General features: G+C 38.6%; 17 protein-coding genes. 8 read left to right on the plus strand and 9 right to left on the minus strand.

Going from position 1 to position 22,865, the window contains the following annotated elements; genetic code table 11:
* Positions 1-137 precede the first annotated feature (137 nt).
* Both RMY63_RS30755 and RMY63_RS30760 read left to right on the plus strand, forming a co-directional pair.
* On the plus strand, positions 138-3,395 hold the full coding sequence (locus RMY63_RS30755; protein ID WP_322732349.1) for an S-layer family protein: 3,258 nt from the start codon (positions 138-140) through the stop codon (positions 3,393-3,395).
* A gap of 117 nt (positions 3,396-3,512) precedes the next feature.
* The gene (locus RMY63_RS30760) at positions 3,513-3,956 is read left to right on the plus strand and encodes an aspartyl protease family protein (protein ID WP_322732350.1); all 444 of its coding nucleotides are present in this window, start codon (positions 3,513-3,515) and stop codon (positions 3,954-3,956) included.
* A gap of 163 nt (positions 3,957-4,119) precedes the next feature.
* Here the strand turns inward: RMY63_RS30760 and RMY63_RS30765 are convergent, their stop codons facing one another.
* The 4 genes from RMY63_RS30765 to RMY63_RS30780 form a co-directional block, all read right to left on the minus strand.
* Entirely contained in the window at positions 4,120-5,874 is a 1,755-nt protein-coding gene (locus RMY63_RS30765) for a ShlB/FhaC/HecB family hemolysin secretion/activation protein (RefSeq protein WP_322732351.1), read from the minus strand.
* Between the two features lie 248 nt (positions 5,875-6,122).
* Complete coding sequence (locus RMY63_RS30770) at positions 6,123-6,860, minus strand: DUF928 domain-containing protein (RefSeq protein WP_322732352.1); 738 nt, start codon at positions 6,858-6,860, stop codon at positions 6,123-6,125.
* A 75-nt stretch (positions 6,861-6,935) separates the two neighbouring features.
* Complete coding sequence (locus RMY63_RS30775) at positions 6,936-8,828, minus strand: CHASE2 domain-containing protein (RefSeq protein ID WP_322732353.1); 1,893 nt, start codon at positions 8,826-8,828, stop codon at positions 6,936-6,938.
* Between the two features lie 67 nt (positions 8,829-8,895).
* Positions 8,896-9,606, minus strand: a complete 711-nt coding sequence (locus RMY63_RS30780; RefSeq protein WP_322732354.1) for a response regulator transcription factor — start codon at positions 9,604-9,606, stop codon at positions 8,896-8,898.
* A 673-nt stretch (positions 9,607-10,279) separates the two neighbouring features.
* Here RMY63_RS30780 and RMY63_RS30785 point away from each other — a divergent pair.
* Positions 10,280-12,334, plus strand: coding sequence for a S8 family serine peptidase (locus RMY63_RS30785; RefSeq protein ID WP_322732355.1), 2,055 nt, complete (start codon positions 10,280-10,282; stop codon positions 12,332-12,334).
* 257 nt (positions 12,335-12,591) lie between these two features.
* Here the strand turns inward: RMY63_RS30785 and RMY63_RS30790 are convergent, their stop codons facing one another.
* Positions 12,592-12,804 carry a hypothetical protein gene (locus tag RMY63_RS30790; RefSeq protein ID WP_322732356.1) on the minus strand — a complete coding sequence of 71 codons (213 nt, stop codon included), beginning with the start codon at positions 12,802-12,804 and terminating at the stop codon, positions 12,592-12,594.
* Between the two features lie 22 nt (positions 12,805-12,826).
* Between RMY63_RS30790 and urtA the strand changes: the two genes are divergently transcribed.
* From urtA to urtD, 4 genes are all read left to right on the plus strand, one after another.
* Entirely contained in the window at positions 12,827-13,945 is a 1,119-nt protein-coding gene (gene urtA / locus RMY63_RS30795; protein ID WP_322732357.1) for an urea ABC transporter substrate-binding protein, read from the plus strand.
* Positions 13,946-14,061: 116 nt separating this feature from the next.
* Positions 14,062-15,222 (plus strand): urea ABC transporter permease subunit UrtB, encoded by a 1,161-nt coding sequence (urtB, locus tag RMY63_RS30800; RefSeq protein ID WP_322732358.1) that lies wholly within the window; start codon positions 14,062-14,064, stop codon positions 15,220-15,222.
* 22 nt (positions 15,223-15,244) lie between these two features.
* The gene (gene urtC / locus RMY63_RS30805; RefSeq protein WP_322732359.1) at positions 15,245-16,360 is read left to right on the plus strand and encodes an urea ABC transporter permease subunit UrtC; all 1,116 of its coding nucleotides are present in this window, start codon (positions 15,245-15,247) and stop codon (positions 16,358-16,360) included.
* Positions 16,335-17,081 (plus strand): urea ABC transporter ATP-binding protein UrtD, encoded by a 747-nt coding sequence (urtD, locus tag RMY63_RS30810; protein ID WP_322732360.1) that lies wholly within the window; start codon positions 16,335-16,337, stop codon positions 17,079-17,081. Before urtC ends, urtD begins: the two co-directional genes overlap by 26 nt.
* 74 nt (positions 17,082-17,155) lie before the next feature.
* On the opposite strand, the gene RMY63_RS30815 is transcribed toward urtD, so the two are convergent.
* Positions 17,156-18,145: an adenosine kinase gene (locus RMY63_RS30815; RefSeq protein WP_322732361.1), complete on the minus strand. Its 990-nt coding sequence runs from the start codon at positions 18,143-18,145 to the stop codon at positions 17,156-17,158.
* 94 nt (positions 18,146-18,239) lie between these two features.
* On the opposite strand from RMY63_RS30815, the gene urtE reads away from it, so the two are divergent.
* Positions 18,240-18,938: an urea ABC transporter ATP-binding subunit UrtE gene (gene urtE / locus RMY63_RS30820; RefSeq protein WP_322732362.1), complete on the plus strand. Its 699-nt coding sequence runs from the start codon at positions 18,240-18,242 to the stop codon at positions 18,936-18,938.
* Here urtE and RMY63_RS30825 read toward each other — a convergent pair.
* From RMY63_RS30825 to RMY63_RS30835, 3 genes are all read right to left on the minus strand, one after another.
* On the minus strand, positions 18,901-19,653 hold the full coding sequence (locus tag RMY63_RS30825) for a hypothetical protein (RefSeq protein ID WP_416212564.1): 753 nt from the start codon (positions 19,651-19,653) through the stop codon (positions 18,901-18,903). The genes urtE and RMY63_RS30825 overlap by 38 nt on opposite strands.
* A 221-nt stretch (positions 19,654-19,874) precedes the next feature.
* On the minus strand, positions 19,875-21,185 hold the full coding sequence (locus RMY63_RS30830; RefSeq protein ID WP_322732363.1) for a cytochrome P450: 1,311 nt from the start codon (positions 21,183-21,185) through the stop codon (positions 19,875-19,877).
* A gap of 158 nt (positions 21,186-21,343) precedes the next feature.
* Positions 21,344-22,657, minus strand: a complete 1,314-nt coding sequence (locus tag RMY63_RS30835) for a cytochrome P450 (protein ID WP_322732364.1) — start codon at positions 22,655-22,657, stop codon at positions 21,344-21,346.
* Positions 22,658-22,865: the final 208 nt, after the last annotated feature.

Consider the following 22,865-nt stretch of genomic DNA (forward strand, 5'->3'; position numbering starts at 1 on the left):
TCTTAAGGGCACAACAATGTTGTGCCCCTACCTGTGTATTTCATTTATCTGAAAAATCCTGTAAACCCAAAACCTCATGTAGAGACGCGATTTATCGCGTCTTCTCTAGACCGAAAAATAAACTGGAGGTAAAAGCTGTGATTAATCAAAATTGCTGGAATTCGTATTTACCCTTGGGACTATTGTTAAACTTGGCATTGACAACAAATATCAGCGCTTTGGCTCAAGTAACAACTGACCAAACATTAGGAACACAAGTTACAAATAATGGCTCATTTTCTTTAATTGGAGGTGGCACAACAGTTGGTAACACCAACCTATTCCACAGTTTCAGTAGTTTTAGTATTCCTAATGGTGGTGCGGGAATTTTCCTCAACGATTCCAGCATTATCAATATTTTTGCACGAGTAACTGGTGGAACCGCCTCTGATATTCAAGGATTTATTCGCACCCAAGGCACTGCTAATTTATTTTTGATGAATCCTAATGGTATTATCTTTGGAGAAAATGCCCTATTAGATATTCGTGGTTCATTTGTAGCTACCACAGCTAATGCAATTCAATTTTCTGGTGGTGCTGAATTTTCTTTAACTTCACAAGTTACACCCCAAAATACTTTACTAAGCGTCAATCCTACAGCCTTTTTGTTTAATCAAATTGCCAATCAAGGCGCAAACTCGATTGAAAATCGAGGTATTTTAGCAGTACCAAATAATAAAAGTTTAATATTACTTGGTGGTCGTGTGTCACCTACGCCTGAATCTACAGGGCAAATCTTCATGGATGGAGGATTAGTTGCAGCACGAGGTGGTAGGGTAGAGATTGGTGGATTAAGCGCAGCAGGAACAGTAGGACTCAATATTGATAACAACAATTTCAACTTGACTTTTCCTGATGGTGTAGCGAAAACAGATATCTCACTTGTGAATGTTTCTAGTGCTTTTAGTTTTGGTGCAAGCACTGGTAATGTTATAGTTAATGCGAATAATCTCAGCCTAGAAAACTCCAGTAATATTTATACATCTATAGCTAGCAATCAAGGTACTCCTGAAACTAAAGCAGGCGATGTTTTCATAAATGCTGATGGAATTATTCGCTTAGAAAATGAAAGTTATATTGCTAGTCTTGGTATTGGGACAGGAAATACAGGAAACGTCAACATCTCTGCCCAATCGCTAGAACTTTATAATGGAAGTCAAATTAATTCCACTGCTACAAAAGGTAACGCAGGTGCGGTCAATATCAAAGTTGATGATACAATTTCTCTTATTAATAGCCAAATCATGAGTCAGGCTTTTTCGGCAGAATTCACACCTTCTTCAGAGGTAGTCAGATCCCAAACACGGACTGATGGCAGCAGTAGTGGTATTAATATACAAGCTCGAAATGTTTTGCTTTCAGATCGTGCTTTAATAACTTCTAGCAACATTTTAGCAGGCAAACCTGGAGATATTAAAATTAAAGCTGATGATTCAATTATTTTGAATGATACAGCGATAATCTCGTCAATTACTGACGGTCAAGAAAACGCAGGAAATTTATCAATTATTGCTAATCGCTTAATTCTAAATAATGGTTTCTCGAACATATCAGCAAGTACTTTTGGCAGTGGTAATGCTGGAAATATAGATATTAAAGTAAAAGAACTGAGAATGGAAAATAGGTCTTTTATCTCATCAAATGCATTGAACTCACAGACAAATGGTTCTGTTGGTAATGGAGGAAATATTAGTATTGAAGCAGAACAAGTATTTTTAAAGAATGGCGCATTTATAGCTGCTCAATCTGGAGGAGAAGGACAAGGAAAAGTCGGCCGCGGGGGAAACATAACTATTACTGCTAGTGATGGCATGGAAATAGATGGTACAGAAACAAATGTTTTTGCTACTGGCTTTTTAACCTCAAGCAAAGGTAATGATGCAGGCAATATAACTATTAATACTAAATTTTTACAACTCATTAGTGGAGACATAAGTGCTGGAACTTTGGGTGAGGGTAATGGAGGTAATGTTATTATCAATAGTACAGATGCAGTAGTTCTTGACGATAGCGTTATTACTAGTGAGATAAGAGAAGGTGCAGTGGGAAAAGCTGGAGATATTCAAATTAATACATCAAAATTTACCTTAACAAATGGCGGTCAAATTATTGCAGGTATTAGTGAGCCTAATGGAAATCTCCCTGGAGGACAAGGCGAGGGTGGAAATGTTCGCATTAATGCTGCGGATGCTGTAATTATTTCTGGACTAGATGCAGATGGGTTTCCTAGCTTAATATCAGTTAGAAGCAACAACGGAAGTATTGGAAAACCAGGAAACATTACAATTAACACAGGTTATTTCCGTTTAGCAGACAGGGGCGAAATCAGTGCTAGTACAAATAATTCTAGTGATGGAGGTAATATCACCATCAATGCTCGAACACTTGAAGTGTTGAATGGTGGACGAATTCTCAACTCAACTAGCAGTAGTGGGAATGCTGGTGATATTAATATAAATGCTAAAGATAGTATAACTATTTCTGGTACATTTGCTGAGAATATTAACGCAGCTATATTTGCAGGCACAAATCCCGATTCTATTGGTAATGGCGGGACGATATCTTTATTCACAAATAACTTCAATGTAGCTAATGGTGCTGCGGTGACTGTACGTAGCGAGGGACAAGGTATTGCAGGGGATATTAATATTATTGCAACAGGAAATTACACTGCAAATAATAGCTTTGTTAGCGCCAGGGCTGAACAAGCAGGCGGTGGGAATATTAATATTACTGCAAAAAACATTAGCTTGCGTAATAACAGTGATATCCGCACCGACCTTTCTACAGGTCAAGCAAATGGAGGTAATATTAACCTAAATGCTAACACTATCATCGCCTTAGAAGATAGCGACATTCTGGCATTTGCACCTGAAGGTAAAGGAGGCAATATTACTTTTAATACTCGTGCTTTATTAACTTCACCATTATACAGCCCGACGCAAACATCAATTGATGCCAATAATCTTCAGTCATTAGCTAATAGCGATCGCACCGATATCAACGCCAGCGGTGCAATATCTGGTAACATCATCGGTGTGCCCGATATCACCTTTATCCAAAATAGCCTCACGGAATTACAAGATAATCCCATTGATACTAATAGGCTGATTGCTAATAGTTGTATTGCTCGTAGTTCTAAACAAAGAGGGACTTTTTTGATTACAGGTATTGGCGGGTTACCTACTCGTCCTAATAATGCAGTAGCCTCAAATTATCCTACAGGTAATGTAGAAAATATCAGCAATAATAATAGTACAAATCGCCAGTGGAAAAAAGGCGATCGCATTATCGAACCACAAGGAGTGTATCGACTAACAAACGGTGATTTAGTGATGAGCCGAGAATGTCGTTAAAGTTATTTTTGAGATACCCGACTTCTTTAACAAGTCGGGTATCTGATTTTTCATAAAATTCAATAAAATGTAAATATATACTCACTCATCAACCTCACCAGTTTATAGGAAAATAGTATGACAATGAGCAAAACGGAAAAAATGGGCAAAGTAACTACCACAATCGCTATTAACAATCGAATTGACCAAATACTTGCAGAAAGAGGATTTATTCCAGCAGAACAAATACGTTCAATTACTTTACATGATGTTTTAGTTGACACAGGTGCAACCAGGCTGTGTTTACCTAAAAATATTATTCTTCAGTTAGGACTGCCTCTTCAAGGAGAAGTAGACGTTAAAATTGCTACAGGAGTACAAAAAGCTCGCATATTCAGAGAATTAAATCTTTCAGTTGAGGGAAGAGAAGGAACATTTAATTGTATTGAATTGCCAGAAGGTTCAGATCCTTTATTAGGTTTAATACCTTTAGAAGATTTAGGGTTAGAACCCGATTTGGTTAATCAAAAATTACGAGTTTTGCCAGTAGAAGGAAAAGATACTTATTTAATCGTTTTATAATTACAGCCAGACGCGATAAATCGCATCTCTTGTCTTAACCAAACACTTGTAATCCAATAGGCTTGGCTTAAGGGTTATTGGTACACATCATTGGTCTTTGAAGACGCGATAAATCGCGTCTCTACATGAGGTTTTTGGGCTTGTACTCTTGAATTCTTACACCTCAAAACGCCTGATACCGCAGCGAAAAGGTAAAACCATTATCTTGCAGAGTATTACCTCCACTATTCACATCAATTAGCGGAATACCATAATCTAAACGCAAATTTAAATCTCGAATTGGTTGCCAAATTAAACCTAATCCCAAACTTGCAAGGGTCTGTGAACTTGAATTAGTGCCACGATTATTCCATGCTGTACCGATATCAAAAAAAGGTGCGACTTGCAATGTATTGGAAGATGTTAAAGGAATCCGAGCTTCAACTGAAGCTGTAATTCCATTGTCTGCTACAAATTCATTTTGACGGTAGCCGCGGACTGTATCAACTCCACCAATACTAAGTTTTTCTAAAGATAATAAAGAATCTCCTGTGAGTTGTGCATTTAGTCTTGCTAATAAAATTGTTCCTGGTGATAACCGCTGCACCCATTGAAATTGTCCTAGCCAAGAAAAGAAACGTCCGTCAGTACCGGAATCGTTAACTGTAGCGTCAAAAGCATCAATACCAACACTAAATTGAGAACGTGCAGCTAAAACTCTACTAGCACTCCGTTCCACCCAATCTTGTGAAAAACGAATGACTGTCACTTTTGACAAACCGTTTTCTGGCCCTTCAGAAAAAGAAAAAGGAATGTCATTGAGTAAAAATGTTTGACTGCGGCGTAAATCTAACCCTAAACCAATAGCAAATTCGGATTGGGGTTTGCGGTACAAAGGCTGGCGATAATTAAGAGAATAAGTTTGTGCGTCACTTTTAATATCTAACTCACTAAATTCATCTTCAATGATGCGGCTGTCACTATTGTTGACGCGGAAAGCAAGAGTACCATTATTCGGATTTAGGGGAATTGTATAGCTGAAATTATATATATTCAGTCCTTCAGTAATTCCATATTCAGCAGTTAAACTATCCCCAAAACCCGACAAGTTATCATGACTGAAAAATATTCCTGCTTGGGTAGAACCAATACTAGGAGTTTGATTGTTCGCTACAAATACTCCGCCATGAAATGCAGGTGCTTCGGTAATTGTTACTTGTAAGATATTGCTACCGGGAGTGCTACCGGCGGTTAATTGTGCGTTTACCCGTTCGATTAAAGGGTCGAGTTGTAATAGTTGCAGTGCTTCTTCTAAACGTTTTTGATTTAAAGGTGTAGAGGAGGCTTTTCGCAGACGCGATCGCACGTATACTGGTTGTAATCTCCTTAATCCGCCTAGTTCAATTTTTTCTAGTCCACCTTCTACTACTTGAATTTCTACCACACCATCAGTCAGATTTTGATTATTGGGTAAAAATGCGCCACTGGTGACATAGCCATTTTTGATGTAGAGTTCGGTGATGTCTGAACGTAGTTGAATCAAGTCTGCAAAAGTCACTTGACGATTTTCAAATGGCTTGATTAACTCTGCAATTTCATTTTGTAAAACTGTAGCTCCCAGAACTTCGACTTTTTTCACCAGAAAACTTTCACTACTGGGAAAACTCGTATCCGGTGATGTTGGTGTCTCAGGAGGAGTCAGAATCTCTGGAGCAGCAGCAGGTGGAGTCGGCGAAGGAGTTGGTGAGGGAGTTGGTTTGGGAATTGTTTGGTCGAGGGTTTCTGGTGTTGTTGGCGGAATATTAACTCCAGGTGGAGGAGTGGACTGAGCAGATACAACACTTGGGAAAATAATTAAACTCAAGACTAGGGATATACTGTAGCGATTAAATCTTGGTTTTTTTCGCTTATTATTCAACTGTAAATCAATATTTCTCACAGATTTAAATTTAGTAATTAACACTGAAAAATATTTTTATATAACTTAAGTTAAGATTACCATACTGAGTTTTCTCTTGCAAGTAATTGAGGCTAATTTTGCTTTTATTTGAATGGCGATCGCCAATATTATCTTGATTTCTCTTTACTATCTAATAAGTCAAAAATAGAATTAAAATGTAGTAATTATGGCGGGCAAAAAGCCCACCACACAAGAATTTCACAGTGCAACAGCTTATGAACTAAATATCACTTTTCTTGATTTGCAATTGTTTGCAAATTCGCTATTCGTTTTTTGACTAATTCTTCATTGTCTTTGAGTCTAGCTGACTCATATTTGGCAAACTCTTGCACAAGATTTGAACCTACCTGTCCTAACTTTCTAGGGCTGGCTGATTTGAGGGCTTCAGCTAAGGCTTCATACCACAAATTCGCTGCGGCATAGGTATTGGATTTTTGTAACCCATTGTCTGTAGCCAATAATTTGTTTTCGATTGTAGATGGTATTTCTACAACTATAAATTCTGCTCTTTCTACTAAATCGTCTCCTGGACAACTGATTGCTACTTGCCAAAAATATTTTTTACCTACAGTTAATTTTGGATAATTTTCAGGGAGAGATACTTGGAAAATACCTGGTGATGTATTTTGTTTGATGGGGTTACTTAATGCGGTGACTGTATTATTGGAAACAAACTCAAAAATTTGAAATTCTATTTCATGAGAACTAGATACATAACCTGCAAAAGTAGGACGTGTAGAAGCTGTATAGCCAATGTATGTTTTAGGCGCAAGTAATGTCAGAGGAATTTGATTATCCGACTTCGGACATCCTCTACTACCTCCGCTTCTGGTGTAGTCGCTTGCAGGTTTGCGATCGCCTGGTCTAAAATTAGCACTTGCTAGTGGTGTTAAAAACAATAACAAGCCCACAACACAACTAGTTACTAATTTGACATTGATAGTTTTGTTAAAAAACTGTGACATTTTATGCCTCATATTTAAGCATAGGAATATTTAAATAAATTTACCACCCTCCAATTACTACTATTACTACTATTGCTATTTTCTTAATTTCCAACTTATTTCACAGACCGTTCCTTTGGGGGTAATGCTTTCACGTCTAAAATCACCTCCTAAGTTTTTGGCAATATTTCTCAGTTGTTTTGTTCCTTTATTTTCAATGTATGAAACAAGCCCCGGACCATTATCCTGAATTTTCAGAATATAGAAATCTTCATCTTTTTTGCCAATAGCTTCAATGCGTTTGACACCTTTAGCATGTTTCCCTACGTTGCATAAAGCTTCTTCCAGAAATAAACAAAGTTCTTGTTTATTATTTACACTCAAACATTTATCATCTACTGGTTCAAAAGTACGAATTTTAACTTTAATATTTTTTAAGTATTCTAGATCTTGCCGTTCAAGTGTGCTACTATACACTGCATAAAAAAGCTCATGTATTGGGCGTTTTAAATCAAGCTTTAACCCGCTACCTAAACGCAGACTTTCATCTTGAGATAAAGCCTCAAGCTTGAGATATTCCCCGATTTCTCGAATTTCATAATTAAGTTTTTCTAACTGTAATTTTAATTCCTCATGCGGCCAATCTTGAGCCTGCATCTGTCTCAAGACATTTGCTAAAGTTTGTAGAGGCCCATTATGAATTACAGTAAACGCATGTTCAATTGTATGTTGGCGTTCGTTCATTTTAATTTTAAATACTTGATTATTTTGATACAAAGCAAATGCAAAACCACTCAATCCTAAGCCATTTATTATTAAGGTTAATAAACCCGGTGCTATCGGAATCCACCAACCAAATGAAATTAATACTAAACCCAAACCAAATAAAGCTAAAGCTACTACTACAACTGCCAGTAAATTCTTCCATAAAGATTGGGCTAACCAAAAAAGAATTATCGGATAACAGCCGCAAACTATTATCCATATATATTCCCATTCATTCGACCAAACTTTTAACAGGGGTCGTCCATTAATTACTGCATTAATTATCTGCGAACAAGCGTGAGCATGAAATTCTACTCCATATATTTGCCCAGGAATTTTTTGATAAACAGTTGCAGAGGTATTGACAAAATCAGTGACACTAGTAGCGACAATCCCAATGATGACTACTTTGTCTTGTAGTAAATTTGAATTAAAATTTTGAGTTTTAATATCATTCAATGATAAAACGTGAAAGGGTTTTCTCCCAGCGCGAAAATTCATTAATATTTTTAATCCACTACTATTTTCTTTGACATACCCTCCACTATTCGATGAGAAACGAGGCAGTTCTGTAGTTTTAAATTTGATTGTATTTTTGTCAGTTATTCCAGTTTCAATATTAATATCTCGATGAGATAAATAAGCTCGTGCTAACTGTAATCCAAAAGAAAATTTATCTTCTTCAGGATTTTGAGGATTTTTAGGCGATGGTGTCCAAAGTAGGTAACGGCGATATTTATTATCCTTATCTACTACGATATCAGAAAAACCTAATTGTTTTTGCGTTAGTTGTGGCGGTGGTGAAATTGGATCTGGAGGTAATATTTTTTCAATACCAATGAGATTTTTAGAATTTTGAAATACTTCTACTAATTTTTCATGACCGGGTTCAACAGGTAAATCTCGAACTATATCAAGACCAATAGCGATGGGTTTATATTTTTGTATTTTCTGGATCAGTGTTGCAATTTCTTCATCGGGAATGGGATACCTACCAAGACTGCGGATATCTTCTTCATTAATACCGACAATCACAACTTTATCATCAGTTACTTCTCCAGGACGTAAACGTAAAAATGTGTCCAACGCCATCAATTCAAAGTCTTGTAAAAATCCATATGAACGTGCAATGACTATAACAATTAAAAATACTGCTCCTGGAACTGACGCCAATAGTAAAATTTTGATTTCATTTTGAATCCTTCGCCAATTAACCCACACCATAAAGATTTTTAAGGCAAAACTAATAATTCAATGAAGTTCCAAAAATCACCTTTTTTATCATAAATAACTAATCAATTAATCCTTCTTGTCTAGCGCGAATTTCTGTTTGAATACGGATATTTTTACCTTCCTTTTTACAGTCTTCTGGATAAAGTCCGAGAACGTCTTGAATTTTTGTCCAGTATGCTCTGACTGCACGTTCAGATCTATACATTCGTTCGGATATTAATTTATCTGTTAATCCTTCTTCAAAAGCTAATCTTAAAACTTCTAACCACTCTGGTTTGAGTTCTAAGCCGTTTTTGATATCTTGTGTATGAGTTGCGCCTTGGAGTGCTATGTAGACGCGAGCTAACATTTCTTGTTCTGATAATCCTTTATCAGCGATCGCAAATCCACCTTGATGCTCGTCAATCTCGTGTTTTATCCTTACCAAAGCCTTTACATAACTGCTTTGCACCATCAAATTTTGCTGGGGATATTGCTTGAGTAACTGTTGAATCAAGTTGATACCCGTATCAATTTGGGCCGTCATTCCTGTTTCTTCTGGTATAGATAAATCCATCACAATCAAGTCAAAGGAAGAAGTCGCAATCTTACTGAGAGCTTCAAATGCGCTTTTAACCTTAATGATATCTGCATTTGGATATTCTTGTTGCAATAAATTAAAAGTTGCAGTCAAGATTAATTGGTGGTCATCAATAAGTAGAATTTTCATCGCTGGTGATTGAGGTAAATCTTGACTTTTTATCAATTTATCAGCATAAACTCTAATCATATTTCTCTAAGCAATCAATTAACGTTTTATAACTTAATAAATATACTGCATACTGTAGGACTAGTATTTGATTTTTGAAATTACTCGTAGAGGCAGGGAACAGGCAATAGGCAATAGTGAAGAAGGGGATTAGAAGTGTACGGATTTTTTTCAGAAATCAAACCGGATTCCTATATAGGATCGGATTTCGGCTACTCTTTATTTTCATACTTACTTTATAAATAAGTTGTTAACCAGGCTTAGATTTAGCCCACAAGCTAAAGCCTGGGGCTATGAAACCAAGCCTGTCTATCCCTTCTACCCTAAAATGCAGACCGCTCGACGTAGCTTGCTTTCTCGTAAAGTTACAGAAATACTTCTCTACGAGAGGCTACGCCAACGCGAATACAGTAAAAGTTACCGTGAATGCTGACTGCTTTTAATAGGGTATTGTAATTTTTGCAACACATCTATCAAATGACAATGCAGTTTTCTGCAATCTTGCATACACCATCCTGCATCTAAGCAAGCAGCAAAGGTGCGTGAATTATATTAATGCTTTCTCTATTCTATTTTATGTACGTAAGTACATTACTAATCGTCAGAATTACTGCTAACAGATTAATCGACGTGGGGGCGTACAGCTTTACGCCTCTACATTCCCTCGTGATTCCAGAATTAAGGAGATAAATTTATGGTTACTTTTCCTGCTGATTTTCTATTTCCTTATCAATGGCATTTGTATAACCCTGGTGGTTTAGACCTTAACGTTGTTAATGTATGGGATGACTATACAGGGAATGGTGTTGTTGTAGGTGTTATCGATGATGGATTTGATTATCTCCACTACGACCTGGACGATAATTATGACGCAACAATTGATTATGACAGTATCGACCAAGATTTTATTCCCTTCGGAGATATCTATGAGGATAGCCACGGGACATCAGTAGCAGGTATTATTGCTGCTGAGGCCAACGGAGTTGGTAGTGTGGGTGTTGCTTTCAATGCAACAATTGCTGGTATTAGAGCGATTCCTGGCTCTATGTACACTGCGACTGATGCGCTGTGGCGTGCTGTGAATTTTGATGTTGTCAATAATAGCTGGGGTTTTGGAACCAACTTTTTTCTCGATAATTTTTATAATGCCCCAGAAACAGGACAAGCTATTGTAAATGCTGTTGCTAATGGACGTAATGGATTAGGAACAGCGATCGTATTTGCAGCCGGTAACGATCGCGAAAAAGGAGATAATACTAATTATCACAACTTTCAGAACTCTCGCCACGTCATTACCGTAGCAGCCCTCAATTCTGATGGTTCGGCATCTGCATACAGTACTCCAGGCGCTTCGATTCTGGTTTCTGCGTTTGGGAGCGGTAGTTATGGCAGTATTGTAACCACCGATCGCATCGGATATGGCGGCTATGATTACGGTGATTATAATTACAGTTTTAACGGCACTTCAGCTGCTGCCCCAATGGTTTCTGGCGTAATTGCTTTAATGTTGGAAGCAAATCCCAATTTAGGTTATCGAGATATCCAAGAAATTCTTGCCTATTCTGCTCGTCAAAACGATCCTTCTGCATGGGGAGCAGATTATATTTGGCAATTCAACGGCGCTAACAACTGGAATGGCGGAGGCTTACATGTCAGCCAAGACTATGGATTTGGATTAGTTGACGCTCATGCTGCTGTGCGTTTAGCAGAAACTTGGCAAAATGAAAGCCGATTAGACAACGAGCAGAGTCTTTCTTTTAGTTCGGGTAATTTAGGCTGGATTATCCCAGATAACAATAACGCAGGTATTAGCCATACGTTTACTGTCGGCGCAGATTTAGATATTGACACTGTTGAAGTGGAACTCGATCTGACTCATCCCTATCGCGGCGATTTGGTTGTTTATCTGACTTCTCCCAGTGGAACTGAAAGTGTTCTTGTTCACCAACCTGGCAATAAGGAAGATGATGGAGACAATATCGTGTTTAAGTTTTCTAGCACGCAACACTGGGGAGAAAACAGCGCTGGCAACTGGACACTCACAGTTAAGGATTTAGGCCCTACAGATATTGGTATCTTCAATAGTTGGAAATTAAATTTATATGGAGATGCAGATACTGTTAATGATACTTATTTCTACACCAATGAGTACGGCATTTATGCCGCCACAACTCTGACTGATACTTCCGGTATCGATACAATTAATGCTGCGGCAATTACTTCCAATTCTTTCCTCAACCTGACTCCGGGTTCTGTGAGTACCTTGAACGCAACAGCCCTAACTATCAGCGCCGAAACCGTGATTGAAAATGCTTTGGGTGGTGATGGCGATGACATGATTATTGGTAATAGTGCTGCTAACATTTTGTATGGTGGCAGAGGGGATGACATCCTGGTTGGCGGAACTGGCAACGATACGCTAATTGGTGGGACGGGATATGATTACTTCACCTTCTACTCTCCGAGTGAAGGAAGTGATACAATTAGTGATTTTAACACCCTTGATGATACTATTTTTATATCTGCGGCTGGTTTTGGTAGTGGACTGATTGGTGGTGCTGCGATCGCTGTTAATCAATTCGCTTTAGGTTCGGCAGCTACGACGAGTAATAGTAAATTTATCTTTAATCAAGATAACGGTTCTTTATTCTTCGATCAAGACGGAACAGGAGCGATCGCTCAAACCCAAATTGCTACTCTCAACACCGGACTTTCTTTGAGCAATGCTAATATTTACGTTTTTGCTTAGTTAACTTAACCACACAAGAAGTTAAAAATCAAGTTTGTCATCAATATGCGATCGAGAGATTTGAAATTAAATCAGAGGATAGTACTAAAATACTATCCTCTGATTTATATCGACATGATAATTGCAACAACTAAACAAAAGTTAATATTGAAATTTAATTTTTTATTACAAAAACCAAGATTTTGTATAACAAGTAACTTTTTGCTAGTAAACTATCGCACTAATATCACAATTTAATCATTGATATTGTCAACTTCCTATGAGTTGGCTAATTCATCAAGAAGAAAATTCATCAAATATATGACAAGAGAATTTAACCGCCGCAAGTTTTTAATCTTCGGATCTGTAAGTTTCACAAGCAGCATTTTTCTAAAAGCTTGCGCGAATAATACCCCAGTTGCTACAGAAACTGCTCCTCCGGCCGCTTCTCCTGTTGCTGCTGCTACTGGCGCGACTATCAAAGTAGGCATATTGCACTCCCTGAGTGGCACAATGGCTATTAGTGAAAAAAGCGTTGTTGACGCTGAAAAATTAGCAATTAAAGAAATTAATGCTAGTGGTGGTGTTTTAGGTAAACAAGTTGAAGCAATTAGTGAAGATGGTGCTTCTAACTGGGATACTTTTAGAGAAAAGGCAACCAAGCTAATAGATCAAGATAAAGTCGCTGTAGTTTTTGGTTGTTGGACTTCTGCTAGCCGCAAGAACGTCAAGCCAGTATTTGAGAGCAAAAATCACATGCTCTGGTATCCCGTACAATACGAAGGTCAAGAGTGTTCTAAAAACATTTTTTATACTGGCGCCGCGCCAAATCAACAAATCGAACCATCTGTTGATTGGTTGTTGAAAAATAAAGGTAAAGAATTCTTTTTAGTTGGTTCTGACTACGTTTTTCCTCGAACAGCTAACACAATCATCAAATCCCAACTAGAAGCTTTAGGTGGTAAAACAGTCGGCGAAGATTATTTACCATTGGGTAACACAGAAGTTACACCAATTATCACTAAAATCAAACAAAATTTACCTAACGGCGGCGTTATTTATAACACCTTAAATGGTGATAGCAATGTTGCTTTCTTCAAACAACTCAAAGGTGCTGGATTAACACCAGATAAATATCCTTCTATGTCTGTAAGTATTGCTGAAGAAGAAGTTAAAGCAATTGGTGTAGAGTATCTCAAAGGTCATTACGCTGCTTGGAATTATTTCCAAACAGTAGACACACCTGCTAACAAAAAGTTTGTTGCTGCTTTCAAAAAAGAATACGGTGAAAACCGGGTTACAAATGACCCAATGGAAGCAGCATATATCGCAGTTTATTTGTGGAAACAAGCAGTAGAAAAAGCTGGGACTACTGATTTAGAGAAAGTGCGTGCTGCGGCAGTCGGCCAAACTCTAGATGCACCTGAAGGTAAAGTGACAATGGATGCCAATCATCACATCTCTAAAATTGTGCGAATTGGCGAAGTCAGACAAGATGGTTTGTTTGATATTGTCTATGCGACGCCTGCGCCAGTTGAACCAGTTCCTTGGAATCAATTTGTGAAAGAAACTAAGGGATTTGCTTGTGATTGGACCGACCCAGCGAAGGGCGGTAAATATAAGAAAGTTTAATTTCTTATGTCATTAGTCATTAGTCATTAGTCATTAGTCATTAGTTATTAGTGAATAACAGATGATAAATGACTGATGGCAAATAAATGATATGAGATAATATGTAGGAGAAACAAGTGTTAGCAGGTTTTTTAGAGGCTATCTTTAATGGCATTAGTATTGGCGCTGTATTATTAATTGCAGCGTTGGGATTAGCCATTGTATTTGGATTGATGGGTGTCATTAATATGGCACATGGCGAATTGATGATGTTTGGTGCCTATACAACATTTGTTGTGCAGAATGGCTGTAAACAATTGGGCGGAGTGTGGTTTGAAGGTTATATATTTTTGGCTTTGATTATTGCTTTTATTTTCACAGCCTTTGTGGGATTAATTTTAGAAAAGGGTGTAATTCGCTATCTCTATGGGCGTCCCCTAGAAACTCTATTGGCAACTTGGGGAGTGAGTTTAATTTTTCAGCAATTTGTTCGCAGTGTGAATTGGGTTTTAATAATTGGCATAGCTATATTTTCTCTGTTGTTTTTTGGCGGGTTATGGATTTTAAATTCTCGCACAAATTTAGAAAGAGTTCGTAGTTGGGTTGTGGCGGTGTTGTTATTGCTATCGCTGGGGATAACAATCATCACGGGCAATTTATTAAGCCAAACTTATCAGCTAGCAGTAACTCAACCTTGGTTCGGCGCTCAAAATGTGGATGTAACTGCACCTACTTGGTTACAAGCGGGGATGTCTTTGGGTGGCGTGCAATTGCCTTTTGCAAGGTTATTTATTATTGCTTTAACAATCATTTGTGTGGCGGGTATTTACGTATTTTTGCAACGTTCTAGCTGGGGTTTAAGAATTCGGTCTGTGACGCAAAACCGCAGTATGAGTGCTTGTTTGGGTATCCCGACTCAAAAAGTTGATGCGGTTACTTTTGCACTTGGTTCTGGTTTAGCTGGCGTGGCTGGATGTGCGATTAGTTTACTAGGTTCTGTAGGGCCGAACACCGGACAAAACTATATTATTGACACTTTTATGGTTGTTGTCGTTGGGGGTGTGGGGAATTTAGCAGGTAGTATTGTCGCAGCTTTGGCAATTGGTACGGCTAATTTTTTAATCGGTTCTGGAACTTTGGCTTTGTTGTTGAGTTCTGTGAAACCTTTGGCAGATTTCTTTACCTTTTTTGCCACGACAAGTATGGCCAAGGTAATGGTATTTGCGCTGATTATTGTGTTTTTGCAGTGGAAGCCTGGCGGAATTTTCCCACAGAAGGGACGTACTGTTGATGTTTAAATTAAACGCACAGATGCAGAGAATGAAGCAGAAGAGAGGATTATTGATTGAAGTGGGAGCGGTGGTGGCGATCGCACTTTCCCTGATTATCATTATGCCACTGGTGCTGTCGGAGTTTCGCCTGAATTTGTTGGGGCGATTTTTATCGCTGGCGATCGTGGCTTTGGGTATTGATTTGATTTGGGGGTATACTGGTTTATTGAGTTTAGGACATGGGATTTTCTTTGGTTTGGGTGGATATGCGATCGCTATGTACCTGAAACTGCAAGTTCCAACTGGTGAATTACCCGATTTCATGGGGCTTTATGGAGTTACGGAACTTGCCACTTTTTGGCAACCTTTTTATTCTTTTCCTTTGACAATAGCTGCCGTGATATTAATTCCAGGGTTATTGGCAGGATTGTTGGGATATTTAGTATTTAGAAATCGCCTTAAGGGAGTTTATTTTTCTATATTGACTCAAGCCGGAACCATTGTCTTTTTCAACTTCTTCAATGGTCAACAAAAATTATTCAACGGTACGAATGGGCTGATAGATTTTACAACTTTATTTGGGGCAACAGTCAGCGATACTAAAACACAATTTGTATTTTACACGTTGACAGTGGTATTTCTCGCCGCTACCTACGGAATTTGTCGCTGGCTGACAAGCGGACGCTTTGGCAGATTGTTAATAGCGATTCGTGATGATGAAAGTCGAGTCAGATTTTCTGGCTACGACCCTACAGATTTTAAGGTGCTGGTGTTTGGAGTTTCAGGTGCGATCGCAGGCATAGCAGGAGCATTTTACACCGTTCAAAGTGGTTCTGTGTCACCCAGAGCGATGGATATTGCCTTTTCCATTGAAATGGTAATTTGGGTCGCTGTAGGAGGACGTGCTACTTTAATTGGCGCAATTGTCGGAACTTTATTAGTCAATTATGCCCGCACTTTTTTAAGCGAACAATTTGCTGAAATCTGGCTATTTTTCCAAGGCGCACTATTTTTGATTGTCGTAACAGTGCTTCCTGACGGCATAGTTGGATGGTTGCGTCGTCAGAATCTTTCTTTTTTCAAAGGCCCTCAAGAAATTGTTACATACCCTGCTTTAGAAGAAGACATCGAAGTGCAACATGAACGCGAAAATATTAGAAACTGAAAATGTAACTGTTAGCTTTGATGGTTTTAAAGCTATAAATAAGCTAAACTTTAGCATGGATGTGGGTGAGTTACGAGTAGTAATTGGGCCAAATGGTGCGGGAAAGACAACATTTTTAGATGTCATTACCGGGAAAGTGAAACCAACCATTGGGCGAGTTTTATTCAAAGGTAGAAACCTACGTTCTTTCTCCGAACATCAAATTGCGCGGTTGGGAATTGGGCGTAAATTCCAAACACCAAGAGTTTATCTAAATTTAACGCCCCGTGAAAATTTAGAAATTACCAACAACCGCAATAAAAATGTCTTTTCTACTTTGTTTGGCAGCTCTAGTATTACCGAAAAAAATAGTATTAAAGGCTTATTAGAAACCATCGGTTTAACTGCTAAAGCAGACATTCCAGCAGCTTTACTTTCTCATGGAGAAAAGCAACGTTTAGAAATTGGGATGTTAGTAGCACAGTCTCCTGATTTATTACTCGTTGATGAACCTGTTGCTGGTTTAACAGATGAAGAAACCTACAACGTTGGCGAACTACTTTTAGCTTTAGCTCAGAGTCATTCCATCTTAGTAATTGAACACGATATGGAATTTGTGCGTCAAATTGCTCGCAAAGTAACAGTATTACATCAAGGTTCGGTGCTGTGCGAAGGGAATTTTGAAGAAGTACAAAATGACTCCCGCGTCATTGAAGTATATTTAGGAAAACAGGAAGAATAAAGACAGTTGACCGTTGACAGTCAACCATCAACAGCCAACGACTTGAAGCAGAATAATTTATTTTTGGGAGTTCCCTAAGCAGTAAGTAATGCCTTCAATTCCTCAGTTTTTAATCTTGGCCCGTAGGATGTAACAACCTTAGAAGCCGCAGTTGATGCTAATTTTCCGGCTTCTTCATAGCTCATACCTTGGGTAATTCCATAGAGGAAAGCTCCTGCATACATATCTCCTGCTCCCACTGTATCTACGGCTTTTACTTGAGGTGCAGCGATTTCAATTAATTTATCACCATCAAATACTACTGAACCTTTGGAACCGCGAGTAATGGCAAATTTCTTACTCAATATTTTTAGTTTGTCTACAGCTACTTGAAAATCTTGTGTATCTGCTAGTCCTAATGCTTCACTTTCATTAGCAAAAATAAAGTCTAAACCAGGGCCAATGATGTCTAATAAACCATCTTTAAAAAATTTCACCATGTTGTAATCAGATAGGGACAGGCTAGTTTTTACTCCCGCTGTTTCAGCTATTTCTCTAGCTTTTATAGCTGCTTCTTTTCCTGTGGGAGAAGTTACTAAATATCCTTCAATATATAGATATTTTGAATCAGCGATCGCTTCTAATACTAATTCTTGTGTAGAAAATTCTCCAGTAATTCCCAAAAATGTATTCATGGTGCGATCTGCATCCGGAGTTACTAACACCAAACATTTACCTGTAATTCCTGATTGGCGATCGCCATTTTTTAAGTTAGTATCTACCTGACAGTTGAGTAAATCTTCTATGTAAAAGTCTCCAAATTCATCATTAGCCACTTTACAGGAATAAAAAACTTTTCCTCCTAGTTGACTAATTGCCACTATTGTGTTTGCTGCTGAACCTCCACAACTCTTACGACAATGAAGATTTTTGAGATTTTCCAAAATATGATTTTGATTATCTTCATCTAGGAGTGTCATTACACCTTTATCAATCTTTAACTGTTGTAGTAACTCTGGAGATACTTCGTATTCTATATCTACTAAGGCATTACCTACACCATAAACATCATATTTCTTGCCCATCGTTTATCTCCTAGAATAATTACTGTCTGACTTGAACAGAATTGATAATAACAGAATTCTTCCTCTCTGCGCCTTTGCGCCTCTGCGTAAACTAATGCTAAAAATCTCAAACCTCAACGTTTACTACGGCGAAAGCCACATTCTCCGCAACGTAGATTTAACCGTACCATCCGGTCAAATGGTCTGCCTCATCGGACGCAATGGTGTCGGTAAAACAACCCTACTTAAGACCATCATGGGTTTACTCAAACCCCGCATCGGTACAATTCACTTAGCCGAACAATTAATCAACTCCAAATCTCCAGACCAAAGAGCAAAATTAGGAATTGGTTATGTTCCCCAAGGACGAGAAATTATCCCCCGTTTAACAGTCAAAGAAAATTTGTTGCTGGGGTTAGAAGCTAGACGCAAACCAGTAAAAAAACCAGAAATTCCCGAAGAAATTTTTAGCTTATTTCCAGTGTTAAAAACCATGCTTTCGCGCATGGGTGGTGATTTGAGTGGAGGACAACAGCAACAGTTGGCGATCGCACGTGCTTTAATGGGAGAACCTCAATTACTCGTCTTAGACGAACCCACCGAAGGTATTCAACCCTCCATCATCCTAGAAATTGAAGCCGCAGTCCGTCGCATCGTCCAAACCACAGGCATTTCTGTTTTATTAGTAGAACAACACTTACACTTTGTTCGTCAAGCCGATTACTATTACGCCATGCAAAAAGGCGGTATCGTCGCCTCCGGCTCCACCGACGAACTCAGCCAAGATGTGATTCAACGTTTTCTAGCGGTTTAATTTCTGATATTTTTAACTCAATCGTATCAGAAGCAATCAAATCTGCTGCTTCTTCTAAAAGCTCATGTTGTTCCTTTTGAATTGCCTCTAAACGACTAGAAATTTCTGCCAATCTTAGTTGTTTCTTTTTTGGCAAATTATCAGGTGGTAAAACTGATAGATTATCAGCTGTTTTGGTATTTTTAATTCGCTGTACAGCAAAACTACCAACTTGAGTTAAAGAAAGAAAGCTAACTTTAATTAAACCCTGAAGTAACTTAAATGGAAATTGCAGTATTGACCAACTAGCTGTTTCGATGACGCGGACAATTGCTTTAATAATACTCCAAAGTAAAGCAAGCGCAAAAATCAGAATTACGACGCTAATAATGGGATGATTGGCTGCCCAACTGACTATTTGAATTAACCGCAAAATCACAGGGTGTTGTATCAGCCAATCATTAAAAGAAGAACTGATTGCTGTTTCAATTGCTCCCGATGTGCTGCTTTTCAACTGTTCAGCCGTTTGCCAAGTTTGTTCTAAACTTGTCGTCACTGTATCAATTGCTGTATTAGTCGTTGTAGTAGCTTGTGCTTTTAAAGATTCGCCAACTTGTTCTACTGAGTTACTCAAAGAATTAACGCTTTGGTTGACGATATCTTTCGCTGTTTGCCAGCGTTGTAAAACTTGTTCAGGCAAATTTATCTCTATGGGAAGTGCCATAAAAAATTTCATATAGGAATCCGGTTTGATTTCTGAAAAAAATCCGTACACTTCTAATCCCCTTCTTCACTATTGCCTATTGCCTATTGCCTATTGCCTATTGCCTGTTCCCTGCCTCTAAGAGTAATTTCAAAAATCAAATACTAGTCCTATATGCAAGTCCAGCTAATCACTTATGATTATCCCCTCATCTTTGCGTCAGCCTAAACGATTAGTCTTTAGCAGACATGATATCACTGAGGCTTAAATCGAACTCGTAACCCATCTTTAGGACGATTAGGAATTCCCATTGTATCTAAACTTTGATTGGGTAAGATTTCCCAATCATAGCTACGTAGAAGGTGAGCTGCGATAATCTTCATTTCCATTTTGGCAAAAGCTATGCCAATACACACGCGTGGCCCACCGCCAAAACCAACTAAACTAAAAGGATACTGCTTGTGTTCTTGACGCTGGGGACTGAAGCGGTCAGGATCGAAAAGCTCTGGCTGAGAATAAATTTCTGGGAGGCGATGAGTAAATGCGATCGCATAGTATAATTGCCAACCAGCAGGAACATAAAAGCCTTTAAATTCAAATTCTTTAACAACACCACGAAATCCCGCACCAACTGACGGACGTAGCCTTTCAACTTCCCATAAAATTTGGTCTAAATAAGGCATTTGCCCCAGTTGTTCCAAAGTTAAAGAATTAACATCAGCAAATTTCAGTTGTTCTTCCCTAGCGCGTTGCAGTACCTCTGGATGACGAGCTAATTCTAAACACAACCAAGTTAACATCGTGGTTGTGGTGTCGTGTCCGGCAAAAAGTAGTAGTACTGCTTGGGCGATGAGTTCTTGTTCGCTGAGACTGTTACCATCTTCATCTCTAGCTTGCATTAACAAACTCAGAACATCTTTGGTTGGGTTTTGCTGGCGTTCTCTAACAACCTTAGTTACATGCTCTAAAATTTGATTACGGGCTGCTAGGGCTTTACCAAATTTGGTAAATGGTAAAGGCAATGGATTAATAGCAAATAACCCACTTGATAGGGTTGTAAACAAATTGCTCACGCGCCTAGCTTCAACACCAGGAGGCGTACCCAATAATAATTGACTTGCAATATCAAACGTCAGTTGTTTAAACTCCCCAAACCAGGTAAGCTCCTGCTGCTTTTCCCACTTTTGCAGATAACTACGTGTGATATCTTCCATAGTAGCAACGTAATTTACCAACGCTGGTCCGTGCAACGCCGGCATCATCAAGCGGCGATTTCTGCGATGTTCCTTTCCGTCTTGCAAAAAAAGTGATTCGCCCAACAAAATTTTGAAATTAGCAGGCCATCCCTCGCGCCAAGAAAAATTCTCCATATGGCTTGACAAAACGAACTCTAACGCCTCTGGCCCTACCATTACCACAGTTGGTCTGCCAAAAATATGAGTTTTGAAGATAGGCCCAAACTCGCGATAGCGCTTTTTACTAAAGTCGCGGTCAAAAAAAAAGGAAAGTGTTTCACCTAATACAGGTAGACCAAAGCTTCCAGGAGGAATTTGATGATTTTTCATATATTTAATTTAATTACTTCATCAAAAAAGTCATTTTAACCTGCAATTACAGCGCTTTTCATTTAAATGAGGCACATTATTCTAGCCTCTAGTCTTTCTTCCTTATCAACATCTACTTTACTCAACTGAGAAGCGCTGTATTAATATTCAGAAAAATTTCATCGCCGATGAAATCGAACTCGCAACCCATCTTTCGGGTGATTTGTGGGCAACTGCACGGAATCCAAACTTTGGTTAGGCAATATTTCCCAATCATAGTTGCGTAGGAGATGGGAAGCCACTATTTTCATTTCCATTTTGGCAAAAGCTATACCGATACAAACACGGGGGCCACCGCCGAAACCAACTAGACTCAAAGGATATTTTTTGTGTTCTTGCCGTTGAGGGCTGAAACGTTCAGGCTCAAAACGGTCTGGCTGAGAATAAATTTCTTCAATTTGGTGAGTAGTTCTAATTGAATAAAATAGTTGCCAACCAGCAGGTACATGAAAACCTTTAAATTCAAAGTCTTTAATAACACCACGAAACCCACCGCCCACAGATTGATATAATCTTTCAACTTCCCATAAAACCTGTTCTAAATAAGGCATTTTTCCTAATTGTTCTAAATCCAAATTCCCCTTACTTGCAAGTTGTAATTGTTCTTCCCTAGCCTTTTCCAGGATTTCTGGATGACGGGCTAATTCTGTACATAACCAAGTCAGCATAGAAGTAGTTGTTTCATGTCCAGCAAAAAGTAACAGCAGCGCTTGGGCTACGAGTTCCTTTTCACTTAAACTGTTACCATCTTCATCTCTAGCTTGGATTAACAAACTCAGAGCATCCTTGGTTGGATTTTGTTGGCGTTCTCGGACAATTTGAGTTATCTGCTCTAAAACTTGATTACGAGCGGCTAAAGCTTTGCCAAATTTTGTAAACGGTAAAGGCAAGGGATTAATTGCAAACAGTCCATTGGTTAAAGTTCCAAACAACTTGCTCAGGCGCGCACCTTCGGGACCAGGAGGCGTACCCAATAACAATTGACTAGCAATATCAAACGTTAATAGTTTAAACTCCTTAAACCAGGTAAACTCCTGCTGCTTCTCCCACTTTTGCAGATAACTACGTGTGATATCTTCCATAGTGGCGACATAATTTACCAATGCTGGACCATGCAACGCCGGCATCATCAAACGGCGATTTCTGCGATGTTCCTCTCCATCTTGCAAAAAAAGCGATTCACCAAGCAATATCTTGAAATTAGCAGGCCATCCCTCGCGCCAAGAAAAATTTTCCATATGGCTTGACAAAACGAACTCTAAAGCTTCTGGCCCCACCATCACCACAGTTGGTCTGCCAAGAATATGAGTTTTGAAGATAGACCCATGCTGTCGATAGCGCTTTTTAACAAAGTCTGGGTTAAGAACAAAAGAAAGTGTTTCACCTAATATAGGTAGACCAAAGCTTCCAGGAGGAATTTGATTATTTTTCATACGTTGACTTGTTACAAAAGTTATTTAAACAATATCTCAATGTCAGCAAATTCACGAATCATGGCACGTAGTTTGTCTCCTGCATGGTAACGCAAGAGCAAAAATCCTTGGTTTTGTAAGGTTTCACAAAGCCCTCAACTCTAGCTACACCTAAATTTATCAAACCGTTAAAAATATTGTTTGTGATTTTTGTTGATGAGAGTAAGGC

Origin of the sequence: Nostoc sp. ChiQUE01b, from assembly GCF_034531255.1 — a bacterium.
GTDB lineage: Bacteria > Cyanobacteriota > Cyanobacteriia > Cyanobacteriales > Nostocaceae > Nostoc.